This window comes from Chromatocurvus halotolerans (genome assembly GCF_004340525.1).
In the GTDB taxonomy this organism is placed as follows: Bacteria; Pseudomonadota; Gammaproteobacteria; order Pseudomonadales; family Halieaceae; genus Chromatocurvus; species Chromatocurvus halotolerans.
The window spans coordinates 15,783-34,899 of sequence record NZ_SLWX01000008.1 but is presented as its reverse complement, the minus strand read 5'-3'; the positions used below and the strand labels follow the sequence as shown (position 1 = coordinate 34,899).

At 63.6% G+C, this 19,117-nt stretch carries 13 protein-coding genes; 5 read left to right on the top strand and 8 right to left on the bottom strand.

Annotated features, from left to right (window positions below; translation table 11 throughout):
• Positions 1–57 precede the first annotated feature (57 nt).
• Genes glgX through EV688_RS10345 form a run of 5 tightly spaced genes read left to right on the top strand, consistent with a single transcriptional unit; the run spans position 58 to position 9,242 of the window.
• Positions 58–2,232, top strand: coding sequence for a glycogen debranching protein GlgX (gene glgX / locus EV688_RS10365; RefSeq protein WP_117318081.1), 2,175 nt, complete (start codon positions 58–60; stop codon positions 2,230–2,232).
• Entirely contained in the window at positions 2,229–4,679 is a 2,451-nt protein-coding gene (locus tag EV688_RS10360; protein WP_117318083.1) for a glycogen/starch/alpha-glucan phosphorylase, read from the top strand. The genes glgX and EV688_RS10360 overlap by 4 nt, the downstream gene beginning before the upstream one ends.
• 26 nt (positions 4,680–4,705) lie before the next feature.
• Positions 4,706–5,974: a glucose-1-phosphate adenylyltransferase gene (glgC, locus tag EV688_RS10355; protein WP_117318085.1), complete on the top strand. Its 1,269-nt coding sequence runs from the start codon at positions 4,706–4,708 to the stop codon at positions 5,972–5,974.
• 20 nt (positions 5,975–5,994) lie between these two features.
• The gene (locus tag EV688_RS10350) at positions 5,995–7,629 is read left to right on the top strand and encodes an alpha-D-glucose phosphate-specific phosphoglucomutase (RefSeq protein WP_117318087.1); all 1,635 of its coding nucleotides are present in this window, start codon (positions 5,995–5,997) and stop codon (positions 7,627–7,629) included.
• 11 nt (positions 7,630–7,640) lie between these two features.
• Positions 7,641–9,242 (top strand): glycogen synthase, encoded by a 1,602-nt coding sequence (locus EV688_RS10345; RefSeq protein ID WP_117318089.1) that lies wholly within the window; start codon positions 7,641–7,643, stop codon positions 9,240–9,242.
• A 20-nt stretch (positions 9,243–9,262) separates the two neighbouring features.
• Here EV688_RS10345 and EV688_RS10340 read toward each other — a convergent pair whose 3' ends face one another.
• The 8 genes from EV688_RS10340 to EV688_RS10305 all read right to left on the bottom strand — a co-directional run bounded on the left by EV688_RS10340 (position 9,263) and on the right by EV688_RS10305 (position 19,114).
• Positions 9,263–10,666: an MBL fold metallo-hydrolase RNA specificity domain-containing protein gene (locus EV688_RS10340; RefSeq protein ID WP_117318090.1), complete on the bottom strand. Its 1,404-nt coding sequence runs from the start codon at positions 10,664–10,666 to the stop codon at positions 9,263–9,265.
• 66 nt (positions 10,667–10,732) lie between these two features.
• The gene (locus EV688_RS10335) at positions 10,733–11,194 is read right to left on the bottom strand and encodes a DUF4124 domain-containing protein (RefSeq protein ID WP_276309878.1); all 462 of its coding nucleotides are present in this window, start codon (positions 11,192–11,194) and stop codon (positions 10,733–10,735) included.
• Positions 11,195–11,325: 131 nt separating this feature from the next.
• Positions 11,326–12,102 carry an OmpA family protein gene (locus tag EV688_RS10330; RefSeq protein ID WP_117318143.1) on the bottom strand — a complete coding sequence of 259 codons (777 nt, stop codon included), beginning with the start codon at positions 12,100–12,102 and terminating at the stop codon, positions 11,326–11,328.
• Between the two features lie 153 nt (positions 12,103–12,255).
• Positions 12,256–13,683, bottom strand: coding sequence for a TolC family protein (locus EV688_RS10325; protein WP_117318094.1), 1,428 nt, complete (start codon positions 13,681–13,683; stop codon positions 12,256–12,258).
• Positions 13,683–14,720, bottom strand: a complete 1,038-nt coding sequence (locus EV688_RS10320) for an efflux RND transporter periplasmic adaptor subunit (RefSeq protein ID WP_117318096.1) — start codon at positions 14,718–14,720, stop codon at positions 13,683–13,685. Before EV688_RS10320 ends, EV688_RS10325 begins: the two co-directional genes overlap by 1 nt.
• Positions 14,721–16,508, bottom strand: a complete 1,788-nt coding sequence (locus EV688_RS10315) for an ABC transporter transmembrane domain-containing protein (RefSeq protein WP_117318098.1) — start codon at positions 16,506–16,508, stop codon at positions 14,721–14,723.
• Between the two features lie 106 nt (positions 16,509–16,614).
• Positions 16,615–17,085, bottom strand: coding sequence for a MarR family winged helix-turn-helix transcriptional regulator (locus tag EV688_RS10310; protein ID WP_117318100.1), 471 nt, complete (start codon positions 17,083–17,085; stop codon positions 16,615–16,617).
• A 13-nt stretch (positions 17,086–17,098) separates the two neighbouring features.
• Positions 17,099–19,114: a tetratricopeptide repeat-containing sulfotransferase family protein gene (locus EV688_RS10305; protein ID WP_240624369.1), complete on the bottom strand. Its 2,016-nt coding sequence runs from the start codon at positions 19,112–19,114 to the stop codon at positions 17,099–17,101.
• Positions 19,115–19,117: the final 3 nt, after the last annotated feature.

The following is a 19,117-nucleotide window of genomic DNA, read 5'->3' as shown; positions in this document are numbered from 1 at the left end:
CGGCGCATGGTAAACGAGATCGGGTGTCAGGCGTGAACACCCGACAGGAGGCAGCCAATGACCCGGACCGCGGTCAGACGACCGGTCGACCAGACACTTGACGCGGGCGACAGCACGACCCTCGGCGCAACGGCGCGCGACGGCGGCTGCCATTTCGCCCTTTTCTCCGCCGATGCCGAGGCCGTGGAGCTGTGTCTGTATACGGATGACGGCAGTACCGAAACCGCGCGCCACCGGCTGCAGTCCGGCGAGGGCGATATCTGGCACGGTTTTCTGGCCGGTGCAGGTCCCGGCACCTGCTACGGTTACCGTGTCTACGGCCCCCATGAACCCGAGGCCGGGCTGCGCTTCAACCCGAACAAACTGCTGCTCGATCCCTACGCCAGGGCGCTGCGCGGCGACTTCGTGTGGCACGACAGCCACTTCGGCTATCAGCGGGACAACCCCGGGGCCGATCTGTCTTTCTGTGATCTCGACAACAGTGCCTGCATGCCCAAGGCTGTGGTCACAGAGGCGATAGCGCCGGGGCCGAGCCGCCGGCCGGGCATTCCCATGGCGGACACCTGGCTCTACGAACTGCACCTTGCGGGCTTTACCCGCCGGCACCCGGCTGTCCCCGAAACGCTGCGTGGCACCTGTGACGGTCTGGCTCACCCTGCCAGCCTTGAGTATCTGCGCGCCCTTGGCATCACCGCGGTAGAGCTGCTGCCGGTGCATACCTTTATCGACGAGTACGCCCTGCATCAGCGGGGCCTGAAGAACTACTGGGGCTACAACACCCTGGCGTTTTTCGTGCCGCATCCGGCCTACGCAGGACGCGCGGGCGCGGCGGCGTTTCGCGCCATGGTAGACGCGCTGCACGACGCCGGGCTGGAAGTCATTCTGGACGTGGTTTACAACCACAGCGCCGAGAGCGACGAACTGGGGCCGACACTGAGCCTGCGCGGTATCGACAATCGCAGCTACTACCGGCTTGAACCGGACCAGCCACGCTTTTACGTCAACGACACCGGCTGCGGCAACACGCTGGACACCGGACACCCCATGGTGCGCCGCCTGGTCATGGACAGCCTGCGCTTCTGGGCAAGAGAGATGGACGTGGACGGCTTCCGCTTCGATCTGGCGCCGGTGCTGGGACGCGGCCATCGCCACTACCAGCCGGATGCGGCGCTGCTGTGCGCCATCAACAGCGATCCGGTTCTGCGCCACTGCAAGCTGATCGGGGAACCCTGGGATATCGGACCGGACGGCTACCAGCTGGGCAATCTGCCCGGGGGCTGGAGCGAGTGGAACGACCGCTATCGCGATAGCGTGCGTCGCTTCTGGCGCGGTGACGCCGCGCAGCTGCCGGAACTGGGGCGACGCCTGACCGGTTCCGGCGATATCTTTGCGCCGCGCGCGAGTGCGCCCACGGCCAGCATCAACTTCGTCTGCAGCCACGACGGCTTCACCCTGCGCGATCTGGTGAGCTACCGAGAACGCCACAACACGGCCAACGGCGAAGACAACCGGGACGGACATGCCGATAACCTGAGCGACAACCTCGGGCCTGAAGGACCCTCCGGCGATCCTGATACGGAGCGGCGGCGCTGGCAGCGACAGCGCAACGTCATCACCACCCTTGCCGTATCGCAGGGCGTGCCGATGCTGCAGGCCGGCGACGAATTCGGTCGCAGCCAGCAGGGCAACAACAACGCCTATTGCCAGGACAATCCACTGACCTGGCTGGACTGGACGCAGGTGAGCGCTGGCGCCGGTCAGCAGCTGCGCCAGCTGACGCAGTTGCTGACCGGTTTTCGTGCACGCAGCACACTTCTGCGCGCAGACCGCTACCGCCATGAGCGCCCGGATATCGATGGCCAGTGTATCCGCTGGTATGGCGCCGACGGAGAGCCGGCGACCGCGGCGCACTGGGAAGACCCGGAGCGCCGCGACATACTGTATGCCCTGCTGCAGTGCGATCCCGACGAGACGGTGGAAGATGCTGTGCTGATCGTGCTGAATGCGGGCGACCGACCACTGACGTACCGGATACCTGACAGCATGCCGCAGCCGCGCCTGCTGCTGGTGGACACCGCCGATAATGCATCACCCGGGCGTGCACAGGACATGGATAATGCGCTGCTGCTCGCGCCGGGTTCGGTGCAAATTGCACTCGCAGGTACCGGCGCGGTCGCGCATACTGATTCCTGCATCGATTCCGCCGGGAAGCGCACGGATTTATCGCCATGAACAGCACTGAACTGAATCGCCGTCTCGACGGCACCCTGAACGACGACATTGACCGGCACTATGCCCTGACGCTGGGACGCGACGAGCCGGGTGGCTCCCACCGCTATCTGTATGAGGCACTGGCACTGTCGGTCCGCGACCGGCTGGTGGCGCGCTGGCGGCAGACCCGGCATCAACTGAGGGAGGAACGACCCAGGCGCGTCAACTACCTGTCCATGGAGTTTCTCATCGGCCGCAGCCTGCACAATGCGGTGCTGAATCTCGATCTCGAGGACGATGTCCGCGACGCACTTCAGCAGCACCACAGCGACCTTGAGGACGTGGAATCCGAGGAGCTCGATGCCGGCCTCGGCAATGGCGGCCTTGGCCGACTCGCCGCGTGTTTCCTTGACAGCTGTGCCAGCCTCGGCCTGCCCGTGACCGGCTACGGCATCCGCTACCAGTACGGCATGTTCCAGCAGCGCATTCGCAATGGCTTTCAGGTGGAGTACCCGGATGGCTGGCTGCGCAACGGCAACCCCTGGGAGTTCGAAGTGCCGGAGCACGCCCAGCGCATTCGCTTCGGCGGACACACGGATCACTATCGGGACGGGAGCGGCCGACACCGCGTGCGCTGGACAGATACCTACGACGTACTCGCTGTTCCCTGTGACATGCCGGTTCCGGGCTATCGCAATGGCGTGGTCAACACCCTGCGACTGTGGAAGGCCGAGGCCACGGAGGAGTTCAACCTCGACGAGTTCAACGCCGGCAGCTACACCGATGCCGTTCAGGCGAGAACCCGCGCCGAACAGATCACCATGGTTCTCTACCCCAACGACCAGAGCGAGCAGGGCAAGGAACTGCGCCTGCGCCAGCAGTATTTTCTGGCCTCCGCCAGCCTCCAGGACGTGCTGCAGCAGTGGCATGAACTGCACGGTCCCGACTTCGGCACCTTTGCCGCATACAACGTCTTCCAGCTGAACGACACCCACCCGACTCTCGCCATCGCCGAGATGATGCGACTGCTGCTGGACGACTATGGCCTTGAATGGAACGACGCCTGGGAGATCACCCACAACAGCATGGCCTACACCAACCACACGCTGCTGCCGGAAGCGCTCGAGGTGTGGCCGGTTAGCCTGTTTGAGCACCTGCTGCCGCGACTGCTGGAAATCATCTACGAGATCAACGCCCGCTTCCTCAGCCGCGTGGCCGACCGCTGGCCCGGCGATGTCGACCGCCAGCGCCGCATGTCGATCATTGAGGAAGGGCCGGAACCCCGGGTGCGTATGGCCTTTCTCGGCATCATCGGCAGTTTTTCCGTCAACGGTGTGGCGGCCCTGCATACCCGGCTGCTCACCAGTGGGCTGTTCCGGGATTTTTACGAGTTCTCGCCGCAGCGCTTCAACAACAAGACCAACGGCGTGACACCGCGCCGCTGGCTGAGCCACTGCAACCCGGGGCTGAAGGCGCTGCTGGATGACACGCTCGGCGACGGCTGGATATGCCACCTTGACGAACTGGCACGCCTTGCGAGCCGCGGGGATGATGCCGACTTCCGCGAGCGTTTCGCCAGCGTGAAACGCGCCAACAAGGCGCGTCTGGCCGAGCTGGTGTGGGAGCGCTGCGCGGTGGAGTTCGACCCTGACATGCTGTTCGACGTGCAGGTCAAGCGCATTCACGAATACAAGCGCCAGCTGCTGAACGTGCTGCACATCATTTATCGCTATGACCGGGTGCTGCGCGGCGATACCGACACGCTGCAGCCACGCTGCATTCTTATCGCCGGCAAGGCCGCACCGGGCTACGCCATGGCCAAACTTCTGATCAAGCTGATCAACAACGTCGCCTCGGTGATCAACCGCGATCCACGCATGAAGCCCTGGCTGCGGGTGGCATTCCTGCCCGACTACAATGTGTCGACCATGGAAGTCATCTGCACCGGAGCCGACCTGTCGGAACAGATTTCCACTGCGGGCAAGGAAGCCTCGGGCACCGGCAACATGAAGTTCATGATGAACGGCGCGGTCACCATCGGCACCCTGGATGGCGCCAATATCGAAATCCGCGAGGCCGTTGGCGAGAGTAACTTCTTTCTCTTTGGCCTCGACGCCGACCAGGTAGAGTCGCAGCGCGGACAGACAGATCCCGCGGCCTTGATCGACGGCGACACCGACTTTTCCCGGGTCATGCAGCTGCTGGAGAGCGGGCATTTCAATATGCTGGAGCCGGGACTGTTCCGAACGGTCATCGACAGCATCCGCGATCCTTACGATCTGTGGATGACCGCGGCGGATTTCCGCAGCTATATCGACGCGCAGCTCGCCGTCGATGCCGCCTTCGCCGACAGCGAGGGCTGGACACGCAAGTGCATCGCCAACACATCAGCGAGCGGGTACTTCTCCAGTGACCGCACCATCCGCGAATACGCAGACGAGATCTGGTTCCGCAAGGGCCACTGGTAACCATCGGGAGAAACAGGGTGTGATGCATGGATGACCATAATCCCCGCTACGTCAGCCGGCTGACACGCAACACGCTGGCACTGGTCCTCGCCGGCGGTCGCGGCTCAAGACTTTACGAGCTCACCAACTGGCGCGCCAAGCCGGCCCTGTATTTCGGGGGCAAGTACCGCATTATCGACTTTCCACTCTCCAACTGCGTGAATTCCGGCATACGCCAGATCGGCGTTCTCACCCAGTACAAGGCCTATTCCCTGATCCGGCACCTGATGCGAGGCTGGAGCCACTTCAAGAAAGAATTCGGCGAGTTCGTGGAAATCCTGCCCGCTTCCCAGCGCTTTTCCGATGACTGGTACCAGGGCACCGCCGACGCGGTCTACCAGAACCTCGACATCATTCGCGCCCAGCAGCCCGACCATGTCCTCATCCTCTCCGGGGACCACATCTACAAGATGGACTACGGACCCATGCTGGTGGAGCACGTCGAGTCCGGTGCCGACATGACCGTGTGCTGCCTGGAAGTCCCCGTGGCCGAAGCTGCCAATACCTTTGGCGTGATGCAGGTGGATACCAGCGGCCGCGTGGTGGGCTTCGAGGAAAAGCCCGCCGAGCCCCGGGAGATACCCGGCAAACCCGGCATGTGCCTGGCGTCAATGGGCAACTATGTGTTCAATACCGAGTTTCTGTACGAGCAGCTGATCCATGATGCGGCGGTCGCCGACTCAACGCGGGACTTCGGTCACGACGTGATTCCAGCTATGATAGCGACCTGTCACGTACACGCCTATCCGTTCCGCGACCCACAAACCGGTGAAAAGGCCTACTGGCGCGATGTCGGCACGCTGGATTCCTTCTGGCTGGCCAACATGGAGCTGGTATCCACGACGCCGCGTCTGAACCTGTACGAGCGCGAGTGGCCGCTGTGGACCTACCAGGAGCAGCTGCCGCCTGCCAAGTTCGTCTGGGACAAGGACGACCGCCGGGGCGAGGCGCTGGACTCCATGGTTGCCGGCGGCGTGATTGTTTCCGGCAGTCATGTCAGCGGGTCCGTGATTTTTTCCAATGCGCGGCTGCACTCCTATTCCCGCGTGCACGCCTCGGTAATCCTGCCCGAAACGGAGGTGGGGCGACGCGTGCAGATGCAGAACACGATCGTTGATCGCGGCTGCATCATTCCGGAGGGAATGCGCATTGGCTTTGACAGTGAAGAAGACAGGGAGAACGGCTTCCGCGTCAGCACCGGCGGTGTTGTTCTGATCACCCGGGGCATGCTGGGCCTGGCAGAAGGATCCGCCTGATTATTATGGATATATCGCAAATGTCAGTAACACGTATCGAAACCCGGCCGTACGATGGCCAGAAGCCGGGAACCTCCGGACTGCGCAAGAGGGTGGCGGAGTTTCAACAGCCGCATTACCTGGAAAACTTCGTGCAGTCCATTTTCAACGCCATTGGCGGCGATCAGCGCCAGTCGCTGGTTCTCGGCGGCGATGGGCGCTACTTCAACCGGGAAGCGCTGCAGCGCATTCTGTGCATGGCAGCCGCCAACGGGTTCAGCCATGCCATCGTCGGCCGTGGGGGACTGCTGTCAACGCCGGCCGCTTCCTGCCTGATCCGCAAGCACAGCGCCACCGGCGGCATTATTCTCTCGGCCAGCCACAACCCCGGCGGCCCGGAAGCCGACTTCGGCATCAAGTTCAACGGCAGCAACGGCGGCCCGGCAACCGAGACCGTCACCGCAAGAATCCATGAATGTACCCGGCACATCGATCATTATCTGACACTGGATGCACGCAACATCGATATCGACCACGACGGCAGCCAGATGCTTGGCAACATGGTGGTCGAGGTGATCGACCCGGTCAGCGACTATGCCGACCTGATGGCGTCCATCTTCGATTTCCCGGCCATCGCCAAAGTGCTGGGTAACGGCCGCTTTCATGTCTGCTTTGACGCGATGCACGCCATTACCGGACCCTATGCCACGGAGATTCTCGAACGCCGGCTCGGTGCGCCTGCCGGCACCGTCATCAACGGTGAACCCCTGGAGGACTTTGGCGGCGCCCATCCGGACCCGAATCTGGCCCACGCGCGGGAGCTCGTCGCCCGCATGAATGGCGATAACCCGCCGGACTTCGGCGCCGCCTCCGACGGCGACGGTGACCGCAACATGGTCCTGGGCAAGGGCTTCTACATCAATCCCTGTGACTCACTCGCGGTGCTGGCGGCCAACGCCCACCTGATACCCGGCTACAATGGCCGTCTCGCAGGGGTGGCGCGCTCCATGCCCACCAGTCGCGCGGTCGACAGGGTGGCGGCGGCGAAGGGTTTCGACTGCCACGAGACACCGACCGGCTGGAAGTTCTTCGGCAATCTGATGGATGCCGGGCTCATAACCCTGTGCGGTGAAGAGAGCTTCGGCACCGGCTCGAGCCATGTGCGCGAGAAAGACGGGCTGTGGGCCGTGCTCTACTGGCTGAACATTATTGCCGAACGCAAGCAGCCGGCCCACGCCATCGTGCGCGAGCACTGGCGGCAGTACGGCCGCGACTTCTTCACCCGACACGATTACGAGAACGTCGACGCCACGGCTGCCGACGCGCTGATGCACGACCTTCGCGAAAGTCTGCCGGGCCTGGTCGGGCAGTCCTTTTCCGGGCATACGGTCAGCGCCGCCGATGACTTCCGCTATGTCGATCCCGTGGACGGCAGCGTGAGCGAAGGTCAGGGCATTCGTGTTTTCTTTGAGGACGATGCGCGCATTGTCTATCGGCTATCCGGCACCGGCACCGCCGGCGCGACGCTGCGCGTCTACTGCGACAGCTTTCAGCTCGACCCGTCACTGCTGGAAGTCGACACGCAGCGCGCCCTGGGCAGCGTGCTGCAGGCGGCAGACGACATCGCCGGGATTGTCAGCCGCACCGGCCGCACATCACCAGACGTCATCACCTGAGCCTGCAGTTCATGCGTTCACGCCAGGGCGAAAAAGCCCTGAATATCCTGATGCTGGCCGCCGAGAACGGTGCACTGCCCGGCGGCAAGGTCGGCGGCATCGGCGATGTGATCCGCGATGCCCCGGGCGCCCTCGCCGCGCTTGAGCACTCGGTCACCGTGCTGACCCCAGGCTATGGCCATTTCAGCCGCCTGCCAGGCGCCACACGGATCGACACGCTGCAGACGGTGTTCCGCGGGCAGCGGGAACGCGTCTCCCTGCACCGGGTGCCGTCCCGGACCGGGACCGCCGGCGTCAGCTGCCTGGCGCTGGAGCATCCGCTCTTCAGCAGCGCAGGGCCGGCGCGCATCTATGTCGATGATGATCCGGGACGACCCTTCGCCACGGATGGCAGCCGCTTCGCCCTGTTCTGTGCCGCTGCCGCTGCCGCCATTACGGACGGCGTTATCCCACGTCCCGACATCATCCACCTGCACGACTGGCACAGCGCACTGTTTGCGCTATTGCTGCACACCGATCCCGTCTATGCGGCCATCGCCGACATTCCCCTGGTCTACACGATTCACAACCTGGCACTGCAGGGGATCCGGCCACTGAGCGGCGACGAGTCGGCACTGTTCTCCTGGTTTCCGTCACTGCCGCACCTGCCGCCGTCGGCAATCGATCCGCGCTACCGAGACTGCTATAACCCGATGCGCGCGGCCATTGCCCTCTGCGGCCGGGTGCACGCAGTATCACCGCAGTATGCCGAAGAGATCTGCGACCCTGATAGCGACTTCGGCTGCGGCCTGCAGGCGGATCTGCGCAATGCGCGGCATGAGGGCCGCCTCGTCGGCATACTGAATGGCTGCGACTACCCCGATGTGGCACCCCCCCCTGCGACATTCGCTGACACCCTTGCGCTTGCGCGACGCGACGTGCGGCGCTGGATCGGCAGGACCGCAGAGGCACACAGCAGCCATGTCCTTGCGCTGCATCAGCTCGACCTTTGGCTGGCGGGGAGACAACCCCGTCCACAGGCACTACTGACCTCTGTGGGCCGGCTCACCGACCAGAAACTCGGCCTCCTGTGCTCTGTCATGCCCGACGGACGACTGTGCCTTGAACACGCGCTGGATGCGCTGGGGGATGACGGCCTCTGCGTGATGCTGGGCAGTGGCGACCCGACACTGGAAATGACCCTGACACGGCTCGCCAGCGAGCGTGACAATCTGCTGTTCCTCTGTGGGTACTCGGACGCGCTGGCCGATGCCCTGTATGCCGCCGGCGATCTGTTCCTTATGCCGAGCACGTTCGAGCCCTGCGGCATCAGTCAGATGCTGGCCATGCGGGAGGGTCAACCCTGCCTGGTCAATGCCGTAGGGGGGCTGGTGGATACCGTCCAAGATGGGGAAACTGGCTTTGTTTTCGCGGCGGATGCCGACGTTGGCGCGGAACAGGCGCTGCTCATGCGTCTGGGCGAGGCACTTGACTGCCTGCGCGGGCAGCCCGATGCCTATCGCAGGATCCGTGCCGGCGCCGCGGCGGAGCGCTTTCCCTGGGGACGCGCCGCGCTGGCCTACGGCGAGATGCTGTATCGCCCGCTACTGCCGGCGTCGCCGGAAAGTCAATAAAGCCGGCAGGCGCAGCGAGCTCAGAAAGTAATAACCTCGCCGCGCTCCGGGATGCCGGCCTCGATTCCCAGCTCGGTCTGGAGACGCTCGGCCAGCGCGATCTGCGCCGAGGCCTCGCCGTGTACCAGCACCGTCGCGGGACGCCCCTCAAAGGCGGACAACCATGCCACGAGTTCACTCTGCCCGGCATGGGCGGACAGCCCACCCAGGGTTTCTATCTGTGCCTTGACCACGAACTCGTCCTGAAACAGGCGGATCTTGCGTATGCCGTCCACCAGCAGACGTCCGAGCGTGCCACGTGCCTGAAAACCGGCAAAGATGAGGGTGTTGCGCTCGTCCCAGATACGCTGCTTGATGTGATGCCGGATGCGCCCGCCGGTGCACATGCCGCTGCCGGCAATGATGATCGCGCCTGACTTTATACGGTTGATGGCCATCGACTGTTCCGTATCCGGGGTCAGCCGCAGCGTCGGCAGAAAGGTTTCCAGAGAGGCGCGGTCCGCGGCTTCGAGGGCTTTCCTGTCGGTATCGTCAAGCAGCCTCAGCCAGTTGTTGTAGGTCTCGGTGACGGCAATGGCCATGGGACTGTCCAGAAACACCTGCCAGTCGTCGAGTTCGCCCGCATGGTACAGGCAGCCGAGATGAAACAGAATCTCCTGGGTGCGACCCACGGCAAACGCGGGAATCATGACATTACCGCCCCGCGCCCAGGTGTCATGCAGTATTCCCCGGAATTCCGCCAGCGTGTCGATTTCCGTGCGATGCTCACGATCGCCGTAGGTGCTCTCCATCATGACCAGATCGGCATGCTGCAGGGTGGCCGGCCGACGCATCAGGACAGAATCCGTCTTGCCAAGATCCCCCGAGTACACCAGGGTGCGCGGTTCACCCGCCTCCACACAGCGGATCTCGATAATGGCAGATCCGAGAATATGGCCGGCATCGTGAAAGACCAGACTGGCGCCGTCGGCCAGCGCAACGCTCTGATGGTACGCATAGCCCTGACAGGACCGGATAACCGCGTCTACATCCTCCATCGTGTACCTGGGCGCGATCTCCCCGCGGCCGCGACGCCGGTTACGCAGATTGGCACGCTCGAGATCACGCAGGTAAAGACCCGCGGCATCCTTGAGCATGATCACCAGCAGCTCCGCCGTGGCCTCGGTGCATAACAGCGGCCCGGTGAAACCCTCATGCAACAGCCGGGGCAGCAAGCCCGAGTGGTCCAGGTGCGCATGGGAGAGTATTACCGCATCCAGGGACGCCGGATCGAAGGCAAAGGTCTCGTCCTGCACGCGCTCCACGGCATCTCCGCCCTGGTGCATGCCGCAGTCAAGCAGGAAGCGCCCGACGCCAGCGGCCTCAAGGAGATGGCAGGAGCCGGTGACCTCGCGGGCGGCACCAAAGCAGGTTACGGTCGGCATCGGGGGTTCTCTCCGGTTCGGAGGTCGGGACAGGGCACACCACGGATCGGTGACCCGGGGCACGCATCAGTCACGCGAGGACACAATGGGGCGCATCAGCTGCCGGTTGCCTGGCTGAATTACCTGAAAGCCCGGGGGCACCCGGACTGGCGAGACGGGTCGGTGCTGCGGATACCGCAGTGGACCCGGATACATACCGCGCAGACGGGGATTGATCCACAGCACCGGCGCGGGCTGTGGCGATGTGGCTGTCTGCCGGGCAGGAAAGTCGCGATTCGTGGTGTAGCGAATGGTCGGCGGTCTGGCCGCCGCACGCTCGGCTTCGCGTTCGCGGCGTGCCTCCACCATACGCCGGGTGGTCAGGCGCAACTCCCGCAGACGCGCCGCGGCATCTGCCGTCGCAGCGCCTGCTGCGACGTGCATCACCTCTGACTCCGTCCCGGACGCCGGTGGCTGATCGCTGAAAAGCACCTCGCCATTGTTGCCGACAGAACGATAGACCGTGGTCGCCCAGGCCGGCTGCATCAGCAGCAGGCAGAGTGCAGAAGCTGCGATCAGACGCTGGCCTCTGCACCCGGCACAGTTCCGTGTGCTGGCCTGGCCTTCCGGGAAGGCAACACGCCAACGCCGCCAGCGAACGATTGCCGCCGTGCAGACGGTTACTCGACCACCAGTTCCACACGTCGGTTCTGCGCACGGCCGTCGTCCGTGTCATTGCTGGCCATGGGCTCTGACTCGCCTTTGCCGGAAGAGCTCAGGCTACTGCGACTGACGCCCTTGGACACCAGATAATCGACAACGGCGGCAGCGCGACGCTCCGACAGCTTCTGGTTGTACTCCTCGTCACCGCGGCTGTCGGTGTGGCCAACCACATTCATGTTCACCACTTCACTGTGCGACTTGATGACCTCGACAGCCCGATCCAGCGCCGCCTTGGATGACCGGTCGAGTTCAGCACTGTCAAAGGCGAAGCCCAGTCGGTTGATGGTCAGAACCACCTCGTCCTTTATCGGACAGCCAATCTCGTCCACCTTGACGCCCGCCGGTGTCCCGGCACACTGATCGAGGTAGTCGGCAACACCATCACGGTCACCATCTACCGGGCAGCCACGACCGTCGACGTCGACACCGGCCGGGGTTCGGGGGCAGCGATCCCTGTCGTCGGGCACCCCGTCTCCGTCGCTGTCTGCGGGTGGCGGTGCCTGACGCGGCGCGGGGGCCTCCTGTCCCTGTTCGCAGCTGATCAGGGAAATACCGGTACCGATCATCGCTCCGGGCAGCACGCCCGTGCCACCCGAACTGGCAGCGCCGATCACACCACCGGCCGTCGTCAGCCCGACAACACAGGTTTCCATCTGCCGCTCGGTGAGGTTGCTGCAGGCGCCGAGCACCAGCAGCAGCGGTGCCAACAGCGTGATTCTCGTCGTGGTGTTCATAAAAAATCCTTTTTCATTGTGTTGGGATACCAGATTGTCACTGTGCACCCAGAAGTCTGTGCCGATCATGGGGCCTATCATACACCTTGCCAGTGGGGTGGGTCAGCCGCCCGGCGCCACAGCGGACCCGACGGCAACCGCCGTCGCAATCGGCTATTGGACCAGCCCCAGGCGCTCCAGGTTCACCGTTGCGGCATGAAACTCCGCCTGCGCCAGCTGTGCGGCCCGATAGGCATCATAATACCGGACGCGCGCGTCTGCGGCCGTCTCTTCCCGCACATTGACCACAAAAAAATCACTCGCACCCTGCTCAAAACGCCGCTGCTCTGCCCTGCGCATGGTTTCGGACTGTTCTACCTCAAGGGCCGCCAGCTGCATCAGCCGGCGGGCGACATTGAGTTCCAGCAGAATATTCCGCAGTTCCAGCTCGATACGATCCTCCAGCTGGCGACGCTCCTGCTCCAGTGCATCCAGCCGTGCCCGGGCCTGGGACAGGCGACCCTTTGCCGCTCGCTGCTCCAGGGGAACAGAGAACGTAAAGCCGACAATGGCATCCCGGGTGTCCCGCGACGGCCCACCTTCGCCGATGCTGCCAAAAGGCTCCGCCAGTTCAAACTTCAGGTCCAGTCGGGGCAGAAGGTTGTTCTCCGACAGTGCGACTTCGCGCGACGCCCGACGCATGGCGGTCTCGACGATATTGAGTTCAGGACGTTTCGACAGAATGGAGCTCACGTCCATGTCGGGCGCGCCAGCGGGCTCCGAGACGTCCTTGATCGCGTCACTGGAGGGTAGGCGCTCAGCCTCCGGCACGCGCGGCTGGCCGTCGTCGTCGCGGAGGAAAAACGCCAGCTGGTTGGCCGCCACCCGAAAATCGCGCTCGGCCCGGGTCACCAGCGTCTGTCGCCGCGTGATGTTCTGGCGATTTTCGGTGAGAAAAATCTCCGCGCGGCGGCCGGTGCGCACCTCGACTTCCAGTGCTTTTTCCCGGGTCAGCGCAATGTCCAGCAAATCGCGGTAGACAGTCAGCTGCTGACCCATCGCCACCCAGTGCCAGTAGGCCGCGAGCGCGCGCTGCTGCACCCCGATTCGGGTCAACAGCAGCTCCAGATCGGCCTGACCCAGCGCCAGCTCGCTGTCGGTCTCGGCGAAACGCCGCGCATCGATATCCCGATCACGCAGCAGGCTGAACAGGACACCAACCTTGAGATCACCACCGTTGTTAGTGAAATACTGATCCTCGTATACGGGAAACGAGCCATCGGACACGGAGTACTTGCTGTAAATGCTGGCGCCGAGAGGCCTGAGGGCCTTGCGCGCGCCACCCTCGACGCTAGTGCCATCGTAGAATCCGTTCACCCGGCCAAAGCTGTCGGCAGAGAACACCAGATCGAATGCGCCCCGGGCTTCCGTAACGCGACCTTCCGCGACCCGACGCTGGGCCAGACTTTCCAGAATGCCCGGGAAATGCTCCGCGGAAGACGCGAGAACGTCCTCCGGCTCCAGCGCGTCAGCTGCCGCCACCTGCGCCTGCGACGGCGCTGCCAGAAAACACCACAGAATCAGCAGGGTTCTGGGCAGCATCAGCCGCCCCCCCGGACCGGCGCCTGCCCATCCACCGGAAAATTCGGCGGGAAGTTGTTCATGCGACGCCACATCTCGTAGCCGACGGAGACCTCGTCGAGCAGCACCCAGCCGCGCGCCTTGGCGCCAAAACGGACGTAACGCCGGTCCGGCCATTCGTTCTCATCATCCGGGTCCTGCTCGACAAGCACCCGGAAACGGCCGTTGGCCTGGGCAGATGCATCAATGGCAACCACCCGGCCACCGAAGGTGCCTACCGCTTTGGACGGCCAGCCGCTGATCTGCACCACGGGCCAGCCCTCGAACTGCAGACGCACCGGCGCGCCCTCGCGGATCAGGGACACGTCCATGCCATCCACAAACAGTTCCACGGCGCGCTCCACGTCGTCCGGGACAAAGGTGGCCACCACCTGCCCCATGGATACCATGGTGGCGGCATCACCGGCATTGACGCGAAGGATGACGCCATCGCGTGGGGCACGCACGATCTGCATGGACTGGCGGGACAGACGCACATCAACACGGCTTACCTCGGCGGAGGCCGCAGCCACCTGCGAGCGCAACTCCTCGATGCGGATACGCGCCTGTTCAAGATCGCGGCGGGCCGCCAGTCCCTCTGCCAGCAGTTCCTCGGTGCGGCGCCGGTCTATCTGCGCGATTTCCAGCGCCGTCTCCGCTGCGGTCAGCTGTGCAATAACCTGTGATCGCTCGGCCTGTAAACGCTCGATCAGCTGGGGATCATTGTCCACGATACGCACGATGGGATCGCCAACACTGACGCGACTGCCGTCGCGAACATACCACTCCTGAATGCGTCCGGGCACAAGGGCGTTGATTTCCTGCATGCGGTCATTGGGATTGATTGCCGTCACGGCTCCCGACCCCATTGCGGTCTGCACCCAGGGCACGTAGATCATTATCGGCGGCAATATCACAAGCACAAAGGCAATGAGCAGGCCGACGCGGCGCATTACCCGCGGCGTGCGAATCGACGCCAGCGTGGTGAACTTGTCCTGATGATAGTCGAGAGAAGCCATTCAGCGGTTCTCCCGATCATCTGCCGGCGTGGCGGCGGGTGTTTCCGGCAGTAGCGACCCGCCTTCCGTGGGGGCCCGCAGCGCCGTGGGCGCCAGCTGGTGAAACTCGCACATGCTGTCGTAGTCCTCGTACAGATGCTGCGACTGGCTGCCAAGGTACAGGTAGTGGCTGAATCCGAAATCCGCCAGCTTGCTGGAAAAATACAGCACGCTTGTCTGCTTCTGTGCCTGCAGCAATTCCAGTGAAGTCAGCAGGGCCGCCTCCGGTACTGCGTCGAAAGCCTGGCTCAGCACCAGCACACGCGGTCGCGCGATGATCGCTGCCGCCAGCGCCAGCTGCAGGGTTTCGGTGATGCTCAGTGGCCAGCCGGTTGACGCGACCTCGGTGTCGAGACCATCCGGCAGGTGAGAGATGGCGGGCTCAAGGCCAACCACCCGGATGGCGGTGACCGGGTCAATGGCGTTATCGTCATCGGCACTCAGGCGCAGGAAGTTGCGCAGACTGCCTTCCACGACCGTGGGGCGGTCGATCACGATAATCTCCTGACGGATCTCGAAGGGTCGCAGGGTACGCAGGTCCGTACCGGCAAGCTCCAGCGTCCCGGTATCAGGCCGGGAGTGCGACTTGAGCAGCTCAATGACCAGCCGCTGCACCGCGGGACCTGCAGAAAACACACCCACCCGCGCGCCGGCCGGTATTTCGCAATCCAGCATCACCGACTGGCCACCGCCCTGCACCTGGACCTCATGAAACGACAGCGTGGGCGGACCCGATAAGCGGACGTGGGGGCCCGTGGCCGGCTCCTGCTCGATCTCCATGAACAGAGTGAGCTCATCCACTGCCGCGCACACATCATAGAAATAACTCAGGTAGATCCCCATCTGGGAAATGCCGACGAACACCACCGACAGCACCAGCTCGGCGGCCACCAGCTGCCCGAGGGAGAGCTGCCCCTGAATGACAAGCCAGCCACCGAGCCCCAGCAAGGCGGCGCTGGCAGCGGCGTAAATCAAGATGAAGGCCAAGGTCTGCGAGAAATGATGGCGGAAGTGGGTAACGTGCTGATCCATGTAATAGCGCGTATTACTGTCAGTGCGATACAGCACGTCCTCGATGTGACGCTCACTCTTGAAGCAGTCATTGGAGCGGCCGATGCTTTCCAGCCAGGCCGCATTGACGTGCTTGCGGTGGGACAGTTCGATGGCGCTGCGGATGGCGCGTTTGCCCCAGATCACCCACACCAGCCAGATCAACAGCGTGAGCACGCCGTTAAAGATGAACAGCAGCGGGTGATAAGAGGAAACCAGGACGAAACCCACAACCGTCTGCAGCAGTATGGTAAAGCCGCCCACCAGGAGATTGGGCACCTGCTTGAGCATGATCATGATATCGAAGTAGCGATTGAACAGGGCGCCCTTGCGGTTGTCCTCGAAGAACGCATTGCGGGCATAGACCGCCCGCACCGCCATCTCCGAGACGATCCGGGCATAGAAGCGCCGACCGAAGATGTCCATGAGGTGAATGCGCAGCGCATTCAGGCCGCCGGCAAATAACAGGAGCGTGAACATGCCCACGGAAAGCACGATAAGCGGCGTCGCGAGACCTATATTTGCCACGGTATTGATCAGCATCTGCACAGAGAGCGGCGTGGCCAGAGAAAGCAGGGAGATGCCGATACCGTAGGCCAGCGCCAACCCGTAGAAAGAACGTTCCGGACCGAGGATATTGCGGAAATATTTCCACAGCTGCTCAGATGAGGGAGAGGGGTGCTCTGAGGGCCCGGCCATGCGGAGTCAATCCTTGTTGGATAAATTGTCCACTATACGTCGGGATACTGGAGCGGGATGCATGAAACGTCCAGTTTTTTCGGGGAAAATGCCATTAACGACCGGATCAGACCACGTCGGCACCATCCAGGAGAGGCGCGGCATCAATGCCATCGGCATCCATCATTTCCGCGACCCTCGCCAGTGCCGAGACAATCTGGTGTTGCTCCCATTGCGACAGCGCCTCAAAGCGGCCCGAGAATGTATCCTGCAGTGGCAGCGGCGCCTCCTGAAGAATCGTGTTGCCGGCCTGTGTCAGCTGCAATATGACGCGCCGGCGATCCTGCGTACTGCGCTCGCGCGTCACCAACCCACGCTCTTCAAGACGGTTGAGGATAGTGGTCACCGTGGCCTGGCTCAGGCTCACGGCACGCGCGACTTCCCCGGCGCTTGGCATGCCCGCATGGCCGATGGCACGAATCACCACGAGTTGCGGCACGGTGAGCCCCACCGATTTACCGAGCTTGCGCGAGTGAAGACTGCTCGCGCGCATGATACGCCGCAGCGCCACTAGGACATCGCTTTGGAGGTCTGCCATGAATCGGATTCCGCTAGTGAATGTCAGCCGAGGGGCTGTCAGGCGTGCTGGTAGCCGGCACCAGGGACTCCCCCAGGGCGTCTCGCAGCGGCTCCAGCCACGCCGCGTAATTGTGCCACTGTTGCTTCGCATCGCGATAGATCGGGCGGCGCACCTGTTCCGAGCTCGGCGTACGCACGGCACGTTCGGTCTCGAAATACCGCAGGCAGCTCTCCTCGAACGGCAGACCGAGAAAGTCCAGCATGCGCCGCACCTGACCCTCAAGGTCATCGAGGACATCCTCATGCTGCACCCGCAGCACCTTGCCGGGCAATACCGTGTCCCAGTGCGCCATGAGCGCCACGTAATCCCGATAGTATCGCCCCGTGTCCGCCAGGTCGTAACTGAACTCCTGGCCCTCGGCAAACAGCTGCTTGAAGTTGCTGAAGCCGCAGGCCATCGGCTCGCGCCGGGCATCGATGATGCGCGCATTCGGCAGCATCAGATGGATAAGCCCGATATGACGGAAATTGTTGGGCATCTTGTCGATAAAACGCGGGGCTCCGTGACGGTGGATCCCTGTATCGGCAAGGAACTGCTCGCCGAGAGCTCGCAGCTCGTCGGGCTTCAGAGCTTCAAGGACGGCCGGATAGCCCGGCACGTCGTCACCCACCCGCCTACGCCGCAGCTGCTGGCTCATGGCAAGCACGTTGGGCAGCTCCTGGGTACCGTCCACCTGTGAATGCGATGACAGGATCTGCTCCAGCAGCGTACTGCCGGCCCGCGGCATACCGACGATGAATATCGGGTCGTTCGCCGGGGCTCCCGCACCCGACAAGCCGCTGAACAGACTGGCACTGCAGTACTCGCGCTGCGCGGCAAGCTCTCGCGTCACGGCATCGGCATCGTAATGGCTGGCGCTGCGCTTGAGTCGGTTGCCCTCGGCGTAGCGGGCGAAGGAGTCGGCGAAATCCCGACGGTCCTCCAGCGCCTTCCCGAGGGCGAAACACAGGAAAACCCGGTCCGCAGTGACGAGATCGGCATCCTGCAGCAGCTCACTCATGCTACTGATATCGCCGTCGTCAAAGCGGTAGGTCTTGAGATTGGCCAGGGAATACCAGGCTTCGCCGTAGTGGCGGCTGCTGTCTAGCGCAGCCCGGTAGGCGGCGACCGCGTCATCGCCATCGCCACGGGTTTTCAGCGCATGACCGCGCGCAGTCAGGGTAACCGGGTCCCCCGGCATCTGTTCAAGCACGGCAGCGAAGCCTTCCAGCGCGGCGTCATAATCTCCCGCCTGCAGACACTGCACCGCGTGCAGGGACTCCAGCTGCGGGTTTCCCGGGTGCTCGCCGCGCAACCGCGCTGCCTGCTCCCGGGCGGCGGCGAAGCGCTGCCGACGGCCGAGCACACGAACATAGTCGATACGCGCGGCAATGTTTTCCGGCTCGAACATCGCAGCACTCTCGAGCAGGAACTCCGCCTCTTCCAGCGCCCCCAGACGCTGGCCGATCTCCGCCAGCAGGCGCATGCCCTCCACCTGCCTGGGCGACTCCTGCAGAAAACGCCGGCAGAGTGTCTCCGCCTGCAGCAGGCGGCCACGGGCAAGCAGGTCGGTAACGGCAACCAGAGGCCGCGGCAGGTCCTCAAGGTGGGCGAGCTGCGCGCGCACCCGTGCCGCCGCTTCACGGTTATCGCGGGCTTCGAGAATGGCAAGCTGACCGCGGAAACTGGCAACCAGGGAAGGATTGGCCCTGCAGGCATACGCGTAGGCACGCAGAGCGCCATCCGCGTCACCGCGATCGCGACAGAGATGCCCGCGCTCCTGCAGTGCGTGACCGTGCTCGGGATCCTGAGCGAGGATCCGGTTCAGGCAGTTCTCTGCCTGTGCGCTATCGCCCTGAAAGCGGTAACAGACCGCCGCAAGGTAGAGGCGATGGCTGTCCGCCCCGGGTTCATCCGGCGCGAGAAGCTCCAGCGCGCCGGAGAAATCCCCGGCGCGCATGCGCGAGCGTACCGCGGCCTCGTCCAGCGTCGCAGCAGCGCCGCTCACCGC